General features: G+C 63.8%; 19 protein-coding genes. 5 read left to right on the top strand and 14 right to left on the bottom strand.

Features of this window, described 5'->3' with window-relative positions; genetic code table 11:
* Window positions 1–105: 105 nt before the first annotated feature.
* The 13 genes from A5709_RS21865 to A5709_RS21810 all read right to left on the bottom strand — a co-directional run bounded on the left by A5709_RS21865 (window position 106) and on the right by A5709_RS21810 (window position 12,467).
* Window positions 106–744, bottom strand: a complete 639-nt coding sequence (locus A5709_RS21865) for a twin-arginine translocation pathway signal (protein ID WP_156670114.1) — start codon at window positions 742–744, stop codon at window positions 106–108.
* Window positions 741–1,562 carry a hypothetical protein gene (locus A5709_RS21860; RefSeq protein WP_068010735.1) on the bottom strand — a complete coding sequence of 274 codons (822 nt, stop codon included), beginning with the start codon at window positions 1,560–1,562 and terminating at the stop codon, window positions 741–743. Before A5709_RS21860 ends, A5709_RS21865 begins: the two co-directional genes overlap by 4 nt.
* 159 nt (window positions 1,563–1,721) lie before the next feature.
* The gene (locus tag A5709_RS21855; protein WP_068010760.1) at window positions 1,722–2,147 is read right to left on the bottom strand and encodes a hypothetical protein; all 426 of its coding nucleotides are present in this window, start codon (window positions 2,145–2,147) and stop codon (window positions 1,722–1,724) included.
* Window positions 2,148–2,175: 28 nt separating this feature from the next.
* On the bottom strand, window positions 2,176–2,529 hold the full coding sequence (locus A5709_RS28975) for a hypothetical protein (RefSeq protein WP_082953367.1): 354 nt from the start codon (window positions 2,527–2,529) through the stop codon (window positions 2,176–2,178).
* A 99-nt stretch (window positions 2,530–2,628) separates the two neighbouring features.
* The gene (locus A5709_RS21850; RefSeq protein ID WP_369806112.1) at window positions 2,629–3,150 is read right to left on the bottom strand and encodes a hypothetical protein; all 522 of its coding nucleotides are present in this window, start codon (window positions 3,148–3,150) and stop codon (window positions 2,629–2,631) included.
* Window positions 3,147–4,736 carry an MCE family protein gene (locus A5709_RS21845; protein WP_068010740.1) on the bottom strand — a complete coding sequence of 530 codons (1,590 nt, stop codon included), beginning with the start codon at window positions 4,734–4,736 and terminating at the stop codon, window positions 3,147–3,149. The genes A5709_RS21850 and A5709_RS21845 overlap by 4 nt, the downstream gene beginning before the upstream one ends.
* Entirely contained in the window at window positions 4,736–5,983 is a 1,248-nt protein-coding gene (locus A5709_RS21840; protein ID WP_082953368.1) for an MCE family protein, read from the bottom strand. The genes A5709_RS21845 and A5709_RS21840 overlap by 1 nt, the downstream gene beginning before the upstream one ends.
* Window positions 5,980–7,464, bottom strand: a complete 1,485-nt coding sequence (locus A5709_RS21835; RefSeq protein WP_082953369.1) for an MCE family protein — start codon at window positions 7,462–7,464, stop codon at window positions 5,980–5,982. The genes A5709_RS21840 and A5709_RS21835 overlap by 4 nt, the downstream gene beginning before the upstream one ends.
* Entirely contained in the window at window positions 7,464–8,543 is a 1,080-nt protein-coding gene (locus A5709_RS21830) for an MCE family protein (protein WP_068122441.1), read from the bottom strand. The genes A5709_RS21835 and A5709_RS21830 overlap by 1 nt, the downstream gene beginning before the upstream one ends.
* A complete protein-coding gene (locus tag A5709_RS21825) occupies window positions 8,543–9,568 on the bottom strand; it encodes an MCE family protein (protein WP_068122411.1) in 1,026 nt (341 codons plus the stop codon). Before A5709_RS21825 ends, A5709_RS21830 begins: the two co-directional genes overlap by 1 nt.
* On the bottom strand, window positions 9,565–10,752 hold the full coding sequence (locus tag A5709_RS21820) for an MCE family protein (protein ID WP_067755508.1): 1,188 nt from the start codon (window positions 10,750–10,752) through the stop codon (window positions 9,565–9,567). Before A5709_RS21820 ends, A5709_RS21825 begins: the two co-directional genes overlap by 4 nt.
* A gap of 13 nt (window positions 10,753–10,765) precedes the next feature.
* The gene (locus tag A5709_RS21815) at window positions 10,766–11,611 is read right to left on the bottom strand and encodes an ABC transporter permease (protein ID WP_067755511.1); all 846 of its coding nucleotides are present in this window, start codon (window positions 11,609–11,611) and stop codon (window positions 10,766–10,768) included.
* Between the two features lie 7 nt (window positions 11,612–11,618).
* Window positions 11,619–12,467 (bottom strand): ABC transporter permease, encoded by an 849-nt coding sequence (locus A5709_RS21810; RefSeq protein ID WP_067755514.1) that lies wholly within the window; start codon window positions 12,465–12,467, stop codon window positions 11,619–11,621.
* A gap of 237 nt (window positions 12,468–12,704) precedes the next feature.
* On the opposite strand from A5709_RS21810, the gene A5709_RS21805 reads away from it, so the two are divergent.
* The gene (locus tag A5709_RS21805) at window positions 12,705–13,511 is read left to right on the top strand and encodes an SDR family NAD(P)-dependent oxidoreductase (protein WP_068010764.1); all 807 of its coding nucleotides are present in this window, start codon (window positions 12,705–12,707) and stop codon (window positions 13,509–13,511) included.
* A gap of 81 nt (window positions 13,512–13,592) precedes the next feature.
* Window positions 13,593–14,039: a hypothetical protein gene (locus tag A5709_RS21800; protein WP_369827391.1), complete on the top strand. Its 447-nt coding sequence runs from the start codon at window positions 13,593–13,595 to the stop codon at window positions 14,037–14,039.
* A 255-nt stretch (window positions 14,040–14,294) separates the two neighbouring features.
* Here A5709_RS21800 and A5709_RS21795 read toward each other — a convergent pair whose 3' ends face one another.
* The gene (locus tag A5709_RS21795) at window positions 14,295–14,732 is read right to left on the bottom strand and encodes an SRPBCC family protein (RefSeq protein ID WP_068010748.1); all 438 of its coding nucleotides are present in this window, start codon (window positions 14,730–14,732) and stop codon (window positions 14,295–14,297) included.
* A gap of 217 nt (window positions 14,733–14,949) precedes the next feature.
* Here A5709_RS21795 and A5709_RS21790 point away from each other — a divergent pair, with 217 nt between their 5' ends.
* The 3 genes from A5709_RS21790 to A5709_RS21780 all read left to right on the top strand — a co-directional run.
* A complete protein-coding gene (locus tag A5709_RS21790) occupies window positions 14,950–15,825 on the top strand; it encodes an enoyl-CoA hydratase (protein WP_068010768.1) in 876 nt (291 codons plus the stop codon).
* The gene (locus A5709_RS21785) at window positions 15,818–16,603 is read left to right on the top strand and encodes a 2-keto-4-pentenoate hydratase (RefSeq protein ID WP_068010749.1); all 786 of its coding nucleotides are present in this window, start codon (window positions 15,818–15,820) and stop codon (window positions 16,601–16,603) included. The genes A5709_RS21790 and A5709_RS21785 overlap by 8 nt, the downstream gene beginning before the upstream one ends.
* A gap of 12 nt (window positions 16,604–16,615) precedes the next feature.
* A partial coding sequence (locus A5709_RS21780; protein ID WP_068122429.1) for an acetaldehyde dehydrogenase (acetylating) occupies window positions 16,616–17,232 on the top strand: 617 nt, incomplete at its 3' end.

Genomic DNA, 17,232 nt, shown 5'->3' with positions numbered 1-17,232 from the left:
CTCCTCAATGAGAATGCGACACCGGTCATTGTCTCGTGGCCGATAACTATGCATGATGAATGTTTCGTTCGGCGGATTCAACCCCGTCCCGGAGCCAGGGCAGTTCTAGATGGGATCGAACGCCGAGATAAGCCATGCGCCATGGACTTTGATCAAGCTGACCATGACGCTGCTGGCGGTCTGGACCGGCTCAGGTTGATCCTTGCTCGTTGTGGTCTGATCGAGGAAGACCAGCACCCTGGCCGTTTCTGGGTGCAGCTCGCTGATGACCGCGCGCTTGACCGCTGCTTGGGTATTGACGGCTTTCTGCTTGGCTGCGGGCGCCACGATTTGGTCGGCAAATTTGCCGTAGTACGTCAAGAAGTCACCGGTCAGGTGTGACTTTGCACCGGCCAGGTCGCTTTCCAGTTTGTCGGGTGTGTAGGACAGCAGCGCGACGGTCCCCTCGGTTGCGGCACCGATCACCGCCTTTGCCGCAGCGTCGTTGGTCTGCTGGTCGTGTCGATATTGGCCGAAGTACAGTGTGGCGGTTGCGGCGGCGGCCGCTACCAACAGCAGACCGATGATGAGTAGCGGCCAGTGCGATAGTGCGGTTCGTATCCGAGTGCGGCGCGTCTCGCTGGCGGCGTCTGCGGTCGTCCTTTGATCGTCACCGGTAGTGTCGTCGCGCTGGTCGTCACTGGCCCCTGCGAGGGCGAGTTCAACGTTGGTGAGGTTGTCGTTTTCGAGCTGCCCGATGGTCATGGGATGAACTCCATGCTTGACATCTTGATTTTCCCGCCGTCTCGGGCCAGTTTGACGCTGAGCCGCCAGGAACGCGGCTGCTCGGGGGCGCCGGTGGTATTGGAGAGCGTGGAGCTGGCGGCAACGGCCACGACTGCGGTGTCCTCGGTCATGGATTCCAGGCACGCGGCTTGCACGGTCGTCTTGGCCGAGACCTTCGCAGTCTGAGCGGCTTTGACGAACTCCGCGGCCGCGCCGCGGAAGTCATCTCTGAACTGCCCGGTCGAGCTGTCGATGATGCGCTGTACGTCGTCTTTGGCGCTGTCCGCGCTAATCGACATCAGGGTGACCACGACTTGTCGTGCGGCCGCTGTGAATTCCGCGGCACGCTGTTGCTTGTCTAGCAGCTGATTGTGGTGTCGGACCATGACAGCACTTGCGACGAGAAGCGCTGCGGTGCAGAGCATCCCGACGGACGCGACCATCGTGGTTCGTTTCGGGCGGTGGAAGTATGTCTTTCTCTGCCGCCGGGGTGCCTTGCCGCCTTGATCGGGCAGTTCAGTGGCATCGGTGATGTCCCGATCGGTGACGTCATCCGCGGGAGTTGCCGACGCATCGTCGGCTGGGGTCTCAGCGATTTCTGCCGATGCGGTGTCGGTTGCTTCTGTCTGTTGGCGTTGCCGCATGGACTGGACGCGGGCCCGGGCAGCGGCGGCGAGCGCTTCGGCTTCGGCAGCTTCTGCCTCCGCTGCCTCGAGAAGCTGAGCATCGACGGGCCGCTCGGAGGTGACATCGAGAGGACTCGCGTCCCGTTTCGGGAACGAACTGGCGGCGGGCATTGCCGTGCTCTCTCCGTTTCCGCCGCGTGCGAGCGAAGCTGGCCGGGCGATTGGTTGATACAAGCGGCTAGTAGCGCACAAGGTAGCGTCGTGCGGCGCAGTCTTGGACTGCAGTTCCCGCTGAGTGAGCATTCACCTCGGCGCCTGCCGAGCACCGAATTACCAGTGGCGCACCGAACACAACGCGCCTTTGACGCCGTTGTTGGTGGCCACGACTGCCCCGTCTATGGCGAGTTCGCAGTGAAAGTCCGGCGTGGCCGGCGACATCCCGCTGGTGGCGACGACCATGGCCCATTCATCGGGAGCTGCCAACCAGACGTCCCGGGTCCACCGTGTGGCTGGCCCCACGTCGGCCTCGACCTTAGGGCTGAATTGGTACGGGTCGTGGCTGTATTCGGCCCAGCCGGGCGGATCGGCGTCCCGGAAGTAGATGTCTGCGGTGACGCGGCGCTGCGCGGTGACGGTGTAGGTGACGTGGTGCAGCACCGGCTCGTCAGCACGGGCAACGGGCGTCGCGGATGCGGCCGTCGCAACGAGGATTGCAACCGCCAGCCCGGCTAGGGACTGCGCGGAACGCCCGAGCATATTGTTCGCCACCGGCATATGGGGTGATTTAGGTGTCGCCACGAACCCAGCGGGGTGCACCGTCGACAGACAGGCATGTGAGGAACAAGCCATCGGGGGCTTGTGCGACCGAGTTTTCGAGGCCCTCGCAGTTGGAGTTCTCGTCCTTAATTCCCCACATCGAGGGGGAACGGAAGTACCGGGGTTCATAACGCCGCGGAGATCCGCAGAAGACCAACCGGCCCCACGAGGTAGTGCCGAACACGAAATGGGTGGTATCCGGGCACGGCGCGCCGAGCACGACACCTCCGGTGATACCCGGGACGCAGGATGGGTTGTCACACGCGGACGGTTCGGCCCACCCGTGGACGGGTGTGCACGCCAGGAGGGCCGTCACCGCCATGGCCACGGGCAGGATCGCTCGCGTCGCGCGTCTTTTGAGGCGTAGGTCTGCGAGACGACCCGAATGCTGCGAGGTGATGGATGGTTTCATTCTCGGCCCTCACCGCGTCTTGACCAGCTTGAACGGCATGCTGATGAACCATGTCTTACTTCGCCCGCAGGCGCCGCTGACGCCGGTCGTCTCGTCGGCGCCGGTGAGAACGGGCGAGGCTGGATCGACGGCATCTCCGTCGGGGTTGGTGGGGGCGAACCTGAAGACCTGGAATCCCTGAGCCGCGGTTCCATCCGGGCAGGGCTGCCAGTTGTCGACAATGTGCTTGACGAACCACACACCGCCGGTTTGATAAATCGGGGCGCGCCAACCCCAGTCGCTGACTACCGTGCCGGTGCATTCGGTGGGATAGCTGCAGGTGGTGTTGATCGTCCAGATACTTCGGATGCTGGCCTCGTTGTGAAAGATCTCGTTGGTCTTGGCCCACTCCCCGTTGGATGTCGCGGTGTAGGTGCCGTTCAGGCCCCAGTCGCCGGCCGCGCTGCCGGGGGGCGCAGTGCCCAGCGACGTGATCACGAAGGCACCTAGGAGGGTTGCGGTCCGAGAACGTCGGCGTGAGCTGCCGCTCATGTCGGGAAGAGATCTTTCCAGGACCGCATACCGGCGCGGGGGACCAGGTCCGATTGGCGATACACGGTGCCGTCGGGGGTGGCGTACCGGCCGGTTCGTGGGTCATAGGTTGCGACGGCAACCGATGGGCCGGACCGCCGAGGTGTGTATGCACTCGGCGCGGCAGCCGGGGCGGGCCCCTCGGAACCGTCAGGTGGCGGCGCTGCGGCCGGGGCGGGCGGCGGGGACTCTGGCGGAGGCGCTTGCGTGGGGCCGGCCGCTGGCGGCAGCGGTCCCGGCGGCGGGGTGCCCTCGAGTGGTCCGAAGATTTGGTCACCGAAGCTGACGCGGTCATCGGGCGGGACGCCCTGCGCGACGAGGTTCGGATCGAGGGGGTAGGGACCCAGGACGTGTTGGCGGATCGCCAACGGCTCGAAAGGTTTGTCGCTGTTGCAGATTTCGACCGTGGGCGCGCGCTTGCCGGGATGGCCCATGCACGGGTAGTTCCGGGCGCCGCGTACCCCGATGGGTGAATCCTGCGGCAGTTTGCAGTACAGCCCGTCGGGAGTGTCGATCACCGTCGTGTCCTCTGGTGACCGCCACGACGACGGCGGCAAGAACCCTACCGTGCATGCGGGCGGGTCGCCGATGGTAAGGGTGAAGTCGCCCAGGGAGTATCCGGTGGGATTGTTCTTGGGTGCGCCGTAGGACTGAGTGGCGGCGATGGTGGGCGGCAGCAACACCAGCAGCTGCTCGAGGGAGGGGTGATAGGTGACACCGACCTGGCCCAGCGTGGTGAGGTTCGCCAAGAGCATTGGCAGCGTCGGCTTGACCTGATTGAACAGGCGTGACGCCTCATCGGCGGCCCCTGGCGCCCCGTGCAGCAGCGTCCGTGTCTGGTGGTCGTCGGTGACGAGTTGTTGGCTGATGCCGGCGAGGCTGCGTGCCCACGTGCGGATGGCGCCGCCCGATTGCGCCTGGCCGTCGAGCAGGGGCCGGCTGTCGTCGATGAGGGTGCGTGACCGCTCGGCGTTGGTGTTGGCGTCGCCGACGAGTTGTGACGAGGAGTCCAGCAGCGACCCGACGTCGTACCCGGATCCGTTGAAGGCCTTGAACGTTTCGTCGAGCAGGCCGCTGATCTTGGTCTTCGGGACGCTGTTGATCAGCGTGCTGACTTGATCCAGCATCGGTCCGACGGCCTGTGGGATCGAGGTGTGTGCCGCGGGGATGATGGAGCCGTCATGTAGGTAAGGTCCTGCCGCCGTCGCTGGCTGCAGGTCCACATATTGCTCTCCGACCGCCGACACGCTGAGCACCTCCGCGCGCAGATCCGCCGGGATTTGCGGGCTGGTGTTCAACGACAGTGTGGCCTCGGCGCCGGCGCGGGTGGGCCGCACGTCGGTGACTTTTCCAACCTCCACTCCTCGATAGGTCACGTTGGAAAACCGGTAAAGTCCGCCGGTGCCCGACAATTGCAGCGTGACCCGCATGCGGCCGACGCCGAGCAGGGTGGGCACTTGCAGGTATTCGACGATCATCACGGTCATCCCGATGACCGACGCGATGGTGAAGATGGTCAGCTGAATTCGGACGAAGCGCGTCAACATCAGCGGTCCCCCACATCCTGTGGCACGAAATCGGTCGGCGCCGGGATCGGTGGCTGGCTGAGCTGCTGGGTGGTCACCGGGGCGCCGGCCGGCGTTGGCGGACCGGCCATGGGCGGCGTGGCCACCGCGTTCGGCGGGGCCGTGAGGGGCGCGTTGAGCGGGTCCTTGGTGAAGGTGGCATACCAGGGGTCTCCCGGGGCGGGCACCAGCGTGGCTCCCTCCTGCCCCCATCGTGTGCCCAGCAACAGTCCCCTCTTGAGCCGCGGGATCGTGAAGTCGAAAGTGATGAACTCGTTCAAATAGTCGCCCCGGATCGCGCGGTCGATGAAGTTCTGCGGGTAGGGATAGGCCGGCGCGAAGGCCAGGACGGTGTCGAGGCTCGGGCCGACGTCGGCGAGTGCGCGCACGGTCGGCTCCAGATTTTTAAGGTTGGCGACCAGATCGTCGTGCGTGGCGTTGATCAATCCGGTGGCCGTGTTGCTGAACACCCGGAATTTATCCAGCGCGGTCGTGATCCTTGGCCGCTCTTTGATCAGAACGTCCAGTGCGGGCGGAATCCGTTGCAGCGCTGCGGTTATGACACCGCTTTGTCCGGCAAGGGTGCCGGCCAGGGCGTTCAATGCCGTGATGGATGCGTTGATGTTGTCACGCTGGGAATCCAAAACACCGACGAAGTCGTTCAAATGCGTCAGCAGATCGCGGATCTTGTCCTCGCGCCCGCCCAGTGCCGCGTTGAACTCGTTGATGAGGCCTCCGACCTTGCCCAGTCCCCCGCCGTTGACGACAACTGACAGCGAGGACAGGGTCTGCTCAGTGGACGGATAGGTCGAGGAGCGTTGCAGACCGATGGTCGCCCCGGGTGCGAGCCTGCCGGCCGCGGGCACGCCCGGTGGGGGGTTCAGTTCCAGGTGCATCGAGCCCAACAGGCTTGTCTGGCCGATCCTGGCGAGAGCGTTGGCCGGCACCACGGCGTCTGGACGCACCGAGATATCCACGTCGGCATGCCAATCGCGCAGCGTCATCTTGCCCACGCTGCCAACGACGACGTCGTTGATCATCACCGGCGAATTAGATTCCAGCGTACCGACATTAGCGATTTGGACGTGGTAAGTCACCGCGTCCTGGCCTCGTCCGACAGTGCCAGGTAGAGGCAGTGAATTGAGGCCATCGAAAGCGCATCCGGTTGCCGTCAACACCACCCATGACGCGATCGCTGCGAGACGCCGCGTTGATCGCGATCCGGTCACGGTGTGCCTCCGGGCTGGGATGCGGTCGGCAGCGGTGGTTGCGGACCAGCCGGCAGCAGCATGTCCTGCAGGCTGGCCGGGCCGGGGGCCGCTGGGGCCGGCCGGGGCACTCCCGGTGGGATTGGCGCACGGGGGAACAGCGCCGGCGAAGGGTCAGCGGGTAATCCGTTAGGGGCGTAGATCCCCGGGGGACCCGGCGGCAATTCCCATCCCGGAGGGGGTGGTATGTCGCCCGCGCCGGTGTAGGCCGACACTGCGGGTGGATCGGTTGGGATGGGGGGGACTCCGCCCGGCCCGCCGGGCATCAGGTTCGGATCCGAATAGACGAGGTTGTCCGGGCTCGGCGATTTGGCCAGATAGGCGTTGAACGGGATCGGTAGGTAGTTGAAGTTGATCAAACGCAGTGCCGGGCCCAAGTATTGGGCGCACAGCTTCGCCGTCTCGGCCGCGGTGGCATTCTTCACCGCGCCGATCGCCGAGCACACCAGTGCCACCGGATTGGCGAAGTTCGACATGGCGAAGGCTCCCCGTGCCGTTCCGGAGTCCGGGCTATAGATGTTGTAGCCGTTGGCGATTGCGTTGGGCGCCACGTGCAGAAGGTTTTCCACCGCCATGCGGTTGTCGGCCAGGTTTTTCGTCACGTTGGCCAGTCGTTGAATTTGTTCTGCGGTCTGGTCTCGGCTTCCGGCGATGAATCGGCGCACCTCACCGACCGCCGAGGATAGGTTGGTCAGCGCGGCATCCAAGTCTGACCGGTTGCCGTCCACGACGCTGCTCACCGTTGCGAGGCGGTCCTGGAATTCGACGATCTGGACGTTGCTGTCGCGCAGGGCGGTAACGAAGATCTGAAGATTCTTGATGATGTCGACGATGTTGCCGCTACCGCCGGCGAGGATGCGCCCGACCTGAGACAGCTCGGTGATCGTCCGCCGAAGCTTGTCGCCGTTGCCGTCCATGGCATTGGCCGCGCTGTCGATAAAGTGCCCGAGCGAACTGGTGGAAACGCCGCTTGCGGGACCCAATTCGCTGGCCAGCCGCATCAGTTGCGTTTTGACCTGATCCCACTCGACGGGTACCGCGGTTCGATCCACGCCGATCACCGCCCCATCGGCCATCGTCGGACCGCCGGTTCCCGTGGCTTCGTAAGCCGGGGTCAGCTGCACATACCGGGCCGCCACCAGGTTCTGTGCCACGATCACGGCCTTGGCGTCGGCCGGGATCGGCACATCACGGTCGACGGCCAGTGTCATCTTGGCCTGCGTCCCTTGGGGTTCGATGGACTTGATGGTGCCCACCTTGACCCCCACCACGCGTACCTCGTCGCCGGGGTAGATGGCGGTCGCGGAGCTGAAATATGCGGTAATCATCTTGGGCCCGAAGACCTCTGCATGTACCACGAAAGCCGTTCCCGCAGCGATAAGTCCCACCAATGTCACCAGCAGCGCCTTGGTGTACCACGCCTTGTTCACCCCGGTCGCCATCATCGTCCTCCGGGAATGCCGTTGTGCGGCCAGGGGAATTCCGCGCGCGGTCCGGCATTGTCGGGTGGTTGACCCGCATTGACGCCCCGCCGGAATCCGAACGCGTAGTCCAGGAACGGTTGCAGGGGCTGCGCCGGGATCAGATTGCCGACGAATGCGTTGTAATAAAAGCCGTTGTTGACCGATTCGCCCTGGGTTACTTGGTATTTGGCTAATCCGACGATCGCCTTGGCGATGTTATCGCGGTTCTTTTCCAGCATCGCGGTGACCGAGTTGAGTTTGGCCAGTGTCGGCGCGAGTTCTTTTTCGTTGTCCGCCACCATGCCCGAGAGTTGCTGGGCCAGCGCCGAGGTGTTGGCCAGCAGGTTGACGATCGAGTAACGACGCTGATTCAGGACTCCGAGCAGGTCGTTGGCATTGAGCAACATGGTGTTGACCTGCTGGCTGCGTTCCGACAGGATGCCGGTGACATCGGCGGCGCTTTTGAGAAGATGGGCCAGCGATTCATTCCTGCTGTTCAACGATTGCGACAGTCTGCTCAGGCCGTCGAACGTGGGCCCCAGTCGTGGTGTGATCCGCTCGATCGTTTCGGCCAATGTGTCCAAGGATGCGTTGAGCGCGCCGGTGTCGGTGGCGGCGGTGTTGGCGGTGAAGTCGCTGACGGCGTCGGTCAGGGAGTATGGCGATGTCGTCCGATGTACCGGGATGACATCGGAGGAGTGCATGCTGCCGGCGCCTGCGGGCTCTAAGGCCAGCATCCGCGCACCCAGCAGGGTGCCCGTCCTGATGTGGGCTGTCGTGCTCGATCCCAGGTGCACCTTGGCGTCGAGGCTAAAGGTCACCAATGCTTTGCCATGGCTGAGCGTGACGTCGGAGACCGTTCCCATTTTCACGCCCGACACTCGGACGTCGTTGCCTGCAGTTAGGCCTCCGGCCTCGGTGAACAGCGCCTGGTACCGGATGGAGGTAGCCATCGACCACAGCTGTTGGGGGTGCAGGCCGATGATGATGACTAGCACGATCAGCACGAACGCGATGAAGCCGGCCCGGATGAGTTGTGTGCCGCGATATTTCAGCATCAGGGTTCCCCGCATCGTCCGGTGTTTTGGGTGATCCACGGGAAGACGGCCGTGCGGCCCTGAAGGTCGGTGACGCGAATGGAGATGCCACACAGGTACTGGTTGATGAAACTTCCGTAGGCACCCAACCGCACGAGTTTGCGGTAGTTTTCGGGGGCTTTCTGCAAAGCGAGGTCCAGCCGCGCCTTGTCATTGTCGAGCAACGGAGCCAGCCGATTGAGTTGGTCGACGGTACCGGCCAGCGGCGGACGGGCCTGGGTAAGCAGGTCGGCCAATGACGCGGTTCCCTTGTCGAGCGCGGTGATGGCGTCGCCTATCGGATCACGGTCAGCCGACAACTCCGTGATGAGCCGCTCGAGGCGTCCGACCGTCGCCGAGAATTTGCCGCCGTCCTTGGCCACCGTGGCGACCACCTCGTTGAGATTGTCGATCACCTGCTGCACCACTTGCCCGTTGTCGGCCAGGGCGTTGGAGAAGGACGAGGTCTTGGCGAACAACGACTCCGCATCGCCGCTGCTGCCTTGCAGAATCTGGATCAACGAGTTGGTCAGCGCATTCACCGATTGAGGGTTGAGCCCCTGAATCACCGGTTTGAGCCCACCCAACAACAAATCGAGGTCCAGCGCCGGCTCGGTGCGGTTTATCGGAATCCGCGATCCAGGCGGCTGAATCCCGGCAGAACCGGGCGCGTCGAGCAGGTCAAGGTAGCGATCCCCGACCAGGTTGAGGTAACGCACCGCGACTCGCGTGCTGGTAGTGAGCCTGACCTCGCGGTTCGCGTCGAAACTCACCAGCACGGTGTTATTCGATTGCAGCGCAACATGATTGACCGTGCCGACCCGGATCCCGGCGGCACGCACCGAATCACCGGCCTTAAGGCTGGAGGCATCGCTCAACACCGCGGAATAGCCATATGTCGAACCTGTGCGGTACTGGCCAAGGATGGCGAACAGGGCAGCCGTCAGCACAATGGTCACCACCGCGAACAGCCCGAACTTGACGGTCGTCCCGACCGAGCCCGTCATCCCGGCATCCCGATCTGTGGGGTGTTGCGCGGCGGCCCGTCGATCGGCCCGAACAGCCACTGCTTAAGGCGATTGGAGTTCAACAGGATTCCCTGGTTTCCGTACTGCGCCTGGTTGGCGTCAATGTCGGTGACCAGGTAGGGCGGGCGGTGCCCGAAGCCCACGTCTGGTAGGCCCATGCATTGCGGACCGCCCGTCGCCGCGACCTTGGGGAGGTTCTGCGGGTACCGGTAACGTTCGGTGCCCAGCAGAAACGAATCCAGCAACAGGACACCCGGTACGGGCAGGGGCGGACCGGTGGCCAGCGGCTTGAGGCCGGCCAGCGCGCAGGTGATGGCTTGGTTGTATTTGTTGGTCAGGTTCGTGGTGGGGACCAGCAGATGAAGGACGGCGGTGAACGCCTGCGCGTTGTCCGCCAGCACGTCGTTTCCGATGTCGGCCAGCGCAATCGCGCTGATGAGCGCGGTGTCGAGATCACGCTGCCGGTCGACCACGGTGTCGCTCAACCGGGTCGCGTTTTGAACCGTCTTAACCAGTTCGGGGGCCACGTCGGCGTAGGCGTTGAGCACCTGTGGGGCCACCGAGAGTTCGTGCCTCAGGGAGGTCAGGCTCGGGTCGATCTTGGTCAACAGCGCGTCCAGATCGGCCAGGGTGTGGCCGAGTTTGTCACCGCGGCCGCTGAACGCTTGCGCGAGAGCGCCAAGGGTCTCATTGAGCTTTTCCGGTTCGATCTGCGACAACACCGACACCAATTGCTCGAACACGGTGTCGATTTCGACGGTGACATGCTCAGAGTCAAGGATTTGGCCCGCCTTCAGCGACTGGGGGGAGGGATCGGGCGGTGGGATGAGTTGCACGAATTTCGACCCGAAGACGGTCGTTGATTCGATGTCGACGCCGGTATTGGCGGGAATCAGATTCAGCCAGGAGGGATTGATCGCCAGGTGAATCGCGGCCCGGCCGTCGGGCAGGTTGTCGATCGAGGAGACCTTGCCCACTTGTGCACCATGCAGCTTCACCTTGGCGTCCGGGTTCATCACCAGTCCCGCCCGGGGCGATAGCACCGTGACCGGCACCGATTCGATGGCACCGCCTTCGAACAACACGATGGTGGCAGCGACGATCGCGCCGATCACACCGACGGTGGCCAGACCCAGCAAGGGGCGAACAGTGTTGTTCCACATCAGCTTTCTTCCCCTAGCCCGACAAGTTGAAGTTGCCGTTGGCGCCGTAAATGGCCAGCGAAACCAGCAGGGTGACCGACACGATGATGATCAGGGAAGTGCGCACCGCAGTGCCCACCGCGACCCCGACACCCGAGGGTCCCCCGCTGGCGAAGTAGCCGTAGTAGGTGTGGGTGAACAGGATGGCCAAGGCCATCAGGATCGCCTGCAGAAATGACCACAATAGGTCGGTTGGGTTCAGAAACGTCGAGAAGTAGTGACCATAGAGCCCACCGGATTGCCCCAGCACGACCACGGTGGTGAATTGGCTGGCCACGAACGACAAGATGACCGCGATCGAGTACAGCGGCGTGATCGCCAGCATACCGGCGACGATCCGTGTGCTCACTAGGTAGGAAACGGGCCGGATCCCCATACTTTCGAGCGCATCGATTTCCTCATTGATGCGCATGGCGCCCAGTTGGGCGGTCACGCCGGCGCCGAAGGTGGCCGCCAAGCCGATGCCGGCGACAATCGGCGCCGAGATACGGACGTTGATGAACGCGGCCAAAAAGCCGGTCAACGCCTCGATGCCAATGTTGCCCAGCGAGCTGTATCCCTGGATGGCCAGCGTCCCACCCGTCGCCAAGGTGAGAAATCCGACGATGACCACTGTCCCGCCGATCATCGCCAAGGTGCCAGCGCCCATGCTGATTTCGGCGATCAAGCGGATGATCTCTCGCCGGTAGCGGGTGGCCGCAAACGGGGCCCCGGCGATCGCCTTCCCGTAGAACGCGACGTGGTCACCGATGCCGGTCAGCGCGCTGATCGGTCTGTTGATTTCTCGGGCCAGACCCGGATATGCCGCTCGCAGCGTCACCGTCTGCCTACTTCGCCGTCATCTGGATGCCGATAGCCGTCACCACGACGTTGATGACAAACAGCGACATGAACGCGTATACCACCGTCTCGTTGACGGCGTTGCCCACAGCTTTGGCGCCGCCACCGGTGATCGTCAGCCCGCGGTAGCAGGCCACCAGGCCGGCGATGAGACCGAACAACAGCGCTTTGACCGAGGAAATGATCAATTCGGGCACCCCGGTCAGCAGGGTGATGCCCGCCGCGAATGCACCCGGGTTGACGTCCTGGACGAACACCGAGAACGTGTAGCCGCCCAGGATGCCGATGATGCAGACGACGCTGTTGAGCAGCAGTGCCACCAGTCCCGATGCCAGCATGCGCGGGGTGACCAATCGTTGAACGGGATTGATTCCCAACACTTCCAACGCGTCGATCTCTTCACGGATGGTGCGCGAGCCCAGATCGGCGCACATCGCCGTGGCGCCGGCGCCCGCCACGATCAGCACCGTGACCAGGGGACCGACCTGGGTGACCGCCCCGAAGGCTGCACCCGCCCCCGAAAGGTCGGCCGCACCCAGTTCGCGCAGCAGGATATTGAGCGTGAAGCTGACCAGCACGGTAAATGGAATGGCTACCAGCAGCGTGGGCATCAGCGAGACGCGTGCGACAAACCACGACTGATCCAGGAACTCTCGTCCCTGAAACGGCCTGCGGACAGCGAACTTCGCCGCATCGGCCGCCATCGCGGCCAGTCCCCCGATGGCCTGCATGGGCCCAGCCAGCTTGGCGCCAAACGACGAAAGCCCCGGCGACCAACGGTCGGGCGCCTTCGTGATCACCGGCTGTGGCTCCTTCACCTCGTCGACACCAGACATCGCAGCTCGGGTCACGCCCTGCACCACATCGGTCCGAGCTGCGTCGAGCAGAACCCTCCCAGTCGGGTGAGACGTGAACCACACGATGTCCCGCTTACCGGGACGCCTATCCATCGCTGCGGATCCCATGCGAGGGCACCCGAACCGGGTCCATACCGGGCCCTCCCCGCCTAGGAGAGGACCACCCACCGGGACATGCGGCTGACATTGCCGATTCCGCGGAGCACCATCCCCGTTGTGAACAGTCCTCAGAGATATGCGAATCGCCGCGTCTTGATCAGCGGGGGTGGCTCGGGCATTGGACAAGCAACCGTGCTGCGCGTGCTGGAGGAAGGCGGACGAGTTGTGGCCGCCGACATCAGCGAGCCCGGGTTGAAGGACACGGTGGCCAAGGCCGACACGTACGCGGACCGGCTCGCCACGGTGACGTTGGACGTCGGCGACGAGCAGTCCGTCCGCGACGGTGTCGGCCGGGCGCTCGCGGCGCTGGGAGGTCTCGACACGTTGGTCAACGCGGCGGGGATTCTGCGCTCGGCCCATTTCCTGGACACCACCGTGGCCGATTTTGAGCAGGTACTCCGTATCAACCTGGTCGGCACCTTCCTGATGACCCGCGAGGCGATCCCGGCCCTACGCGAGGGCGTCGGTCCAGCCGTGGTCAACTTCAGCTCCACCTCGGCGGCCTTTGCTCACCCGTATATGTCCGCCTACGCCGCATCCAAGGGCGGAATTCAGTCGATGACACATGCGTTGGCCATGGAGTTCAGCAAAGAGGGAATCCGGTTCAACTCGGTGCAGCCGGGGTCAATTTCCTCCGGAATGACTGATGGCACAGGAGAATCGAAGCAGAGCGTAGGTCCGGGCCTACCCGCTGACGTCGACTTTTCCTTGTTCGGCAAGGTTCAGCCCGTACTTCCACTGGCTGACGGCGCGATCTTCGCCAGACCAGACGCTGTAGCCGCCGTAGTAGCCATGCTGGGCTGTCCCGACGCCTATTTCATCACCGGCACCGAAGTCCGTGTGGACGGCGGCTCGCATATGTGAGCCGCGACCAGCGGCCCCGCCGAGGGCAGTCCGCCATTGCGGTGGGTAACGGCATGTCGTCTGATCCTCGGCCCAAACAGAATGGAGCGAACTTTGAAGGCGCTCATACTGGGTATCTGCCTGGCGGCGGCGGCCTTCGGGCTCGTGCCCGTGGCCCACGCGGAGATGCGAACCGGCAATTACCAGCTTTTGATCACCGGCAGGTACGACTTCCATACCTGGATCTGGGCGATTTCCTCGTGCAGCGGTGACTGTGTCAGCGTGAGCGCGATACCCCAACCGGTAGCCAGGGCATTCGAGTACAACGGCAGCGCTCGGTTCGCCGATGGCCGCTATACCTTGAGTGTCGACGTTCCCGACGGTCTGCGCTGTGGTGACATCTACTACGGCCCCGTGATACCCACGCACGACGTCTACGCATGGGATGCGTCCGCGCTTGCTGGAACGTTGGACTCCTCGTTTTCCTCGGGTTGTAACGGGTCACCGGCGGGAACCTACACGTACCCGTTCACCCTGGTCCGCATGTAGATCGCGCAGCCTAACCTTCTCCCCTGCACGGCGAGTGGCTAACATCAACGACTTTCGGTCACCCGCCCGCACGTGTGGGTGGCGGTGATCGGCGATGCGAAGACAACGGCCTGGCTCCGGCCACCACGCGGGGCACCAAACCCAGCCCGTCATCGGGCCGCGTGTAATGACCAAGGAGGCTGACGGTAAATGGCTTTGGGCCATCTTGATCCTGTAGACGAGACCGGTTGCAATCCATGCTCACCGGCACGGTGGCTACGTCGGCTGCGCTTCGGCTCCCCGGGCGAGAGCGGTCACCATCGTGGGCATGCTCGCGCGCAGCATGAGCCAGATCAGCGGCCCCGTGACCGGGATGCGGGGGCGAAACGTTGCCTTCCATACGATGTGAGATCCGCGAGACGTAGTGGATATATGAACATCGGCGCGGTGATCGGTGACGGGGATTCCCGAGAGGATGGTATAGGCGTGGTGGTAGGGGCGGTCAGCGATCAGAATTTTTTCGCGCATAGTCAAGCCGCTCATGGTGATTCGACGTATCGCCCCGGTACGGGAGTTGGCCGTTCCGGGGTACTCCCAGACCGCGGCCCGCACACCGCCTAGCCACTCAGGCCACCGCGTGACATCAGTGAGCAGGTCGTAAACGATCTGCGCTGGCGCGGCACATGTCCGCTCAAAGCGCAACGAGAAGCGCATAGCGTTGACGCTACGCGGAAACGGCGCATGTACCGGATCGGTAATCCCGACAGTCGGGATGCGCTGAGTAACGTGGCGGCGCCGCACGGATTGCCGGCACGCATCCCACCAGCTGTGATCGAGATGACTCCCAGTGTATGGAAACCGACTACTGCCTGCGGGTCGACTGCGCTGATGATGGTCAGAACCGGAATGCGTGATGACGGAAGGCATCAACATGGACACGCCAGATGTAGACGAAGTGGTCACCTATGCAGTGACCTCCGGAGTCGCTGTGGTCACCATGAACCGTCCGCGTTACCGCAATGCGCAGAACTCGGCGATGACCTACGCACTGGATGCAGCGTTTAGGCGCGCAGTGGACGATGACGACATCAAGGTGATCGTGTTGGCGGGTGCCGGCGAGCACTTCAGCGCCGGTCACGATATCGGCACCCCCGAACGTGACCACAACGTGCGCTATGAGAATCGGGCGGTGTTGTGGTGGGACCACGTCGACAAGCCAGGCGGCGACCAACGTTTTGCGCGGGAAACAGAGGTCTATCTTGGGATGTGCCGGAGGTGGCGCGAAATCCCGAAGCCCACTATCGCGATGGTGCAAGGCGCGTGTGTGGCCGGTGGTCTGATGCTTGCCTGGGCCTGTGACCTGATCGTGGCCGCCGATGATGCCTTCTTCAGCGATCCCGTTGTGCGCATGGGCATTCCGGGCGTCGAATATTTCGCACACCCTTGGGTGCTCGGACCCCGGTTTGCCAAGGAGATCTTGTACACAGGTGAGAGGTTCAGCGCGCAGCGCGCCTACGAAATCGGTATGGTCAATCGAGTCGTCGCACGGCCGCAGCTACGCGATGAAACCTTCGGCCTTGCAACGCGTATCGCGACGATGCCCCAATTCGGTCTCGCCCTGGCCAAGCGGGCGGTCAACCACTGCGAAGACCACATGGGATTACGCAATGGCATGGACGCCGTCTTCGGTCTTCACCACTTCGCACATGCCCATAACGCCGAGATCGGGACCGGCCCACTCGGCGGGATGGACGCCAAGGCAATGACTTCACCTGCAAATGCTGAGGGAACCAATTCTCATGCTTAGCAGGGAATTACACCACCAGCTAGCTGTCCAGTTGGCGCAGGCTGGGCGGAGCCGCTCACCGATCGCTCCGCTGACCGCCGTTCATCCGGAGATCGACGTCGTCGACGCCTATGAGATCCAGCTGATCAACATCCGGCAGCGGGTGGCCGAGGGAGCTCGGGTGCTGGGGCACAAGGTTGGCCTGTCGTCGAAGGCGATCCAGCAGATGATGGGGGTCGACGAGCCGGACTACGGGCATTTGCTCGACGAGATGCAATTGTCCGAAGACACCCCGGTGAAGGCGAGCCACTACCTGTGGCCGCGGGTCGAGGTGGAGGTCGGTTTCATCCTGAATGCCGACCTGCCGGGAGCCGAGTGCACCGAGGACGACGTGCTGGCGGCCACCGAGGCGATCGTGCCGTCGATCGAGTTGATCGACACCCGGATCACCGACTGGAAAATCGAGTTGTGCGACACCATCGCCGACAACGCGTCGTCGGCGGGCTTCGTGCTGGGCAAGGCGCGCGTCTCCCCGGACGACGTCGACATCAAAGGGATTGATGCGGTGCTCAGCTGCAACGGTGAGGTCGTCGCCAAGGGCCGCACCGACGCGGTGCTCGGCAACCCCCTTACCGCGGTGGCCTGGCTGGCCCGCAAGGTGGAGGCCTTCGGCGTGCGGTTACGCAAAGGCGACTTGGTCCTTCCGGGGTCCTGCACGCGCGCGATCGACGCGCACGCCGGCGACGAGTTCGTGGCCGAGTTCACCGGCTTGGGTTCTGTTCGTTTGTCGTTCGAATAAGAGGAGCGTCAGATGCCGGCTAAGGCGAGTGTGGCCATTGTCGGGTCGGGAAACATCAGTACTGACCTGCTCTACAAGTTGCTGCGGTCGGAGTGGCTGGAGCCGCGCTGGATGGTGGGCATCGACCCCGACAGTGAGGGTTTGGCGCGGGCCCGCAAGCTGGGTTTGGAGACCACGCACGAGGGTGTGGACTGGTTGCTGGCCCAGTCGGAGAAGCCCGACCTGGTGTTCGAGGCGACGAGTGCGTATGTGCACCGGGACGCGGCGCCGAAGTATGCGGCCGCGGGGATTCGGGCCATCGATTTGACCCCGGCCGCCGTCGGCCCGGCGGTGATCCCGCCGGCCAACCTGCGCCAGCACCTGGACGCGCCGAACGTCAACATGATCACCTGCGGCGGGCAGGCCACCATCCCGATCGTCTACGCGGTGAGCCGGGTGGTGGAGGTGCCCTACGCTGAGATCGTCGCGTCGGTGGCGTCGGTCTCGGCCGGACCCGGCACGCGGGCCAACATCGACGAGTTCACCAAGACCACCAGCAAGGGCGTGGAAACCATCGGCGGCGCCAAGCGTGGCAAGGCGATCATCATCCTCAACCCCGCAGACCCGCCGATGATCATGCGCGACACCAT

The organism is Mycobacterium sp. E1386 (assembly GCF_001672745.1).
GTDB lineage: Bacteria > Actinomycetota > Actinomycetes > Mycobacteriales > Mycobacteriaceae > Mycobacterium.
Note: the sequence above shows the minus strand (reverse complement) of the source record. Positions and strands in the feature narration are given on the sequence as shown.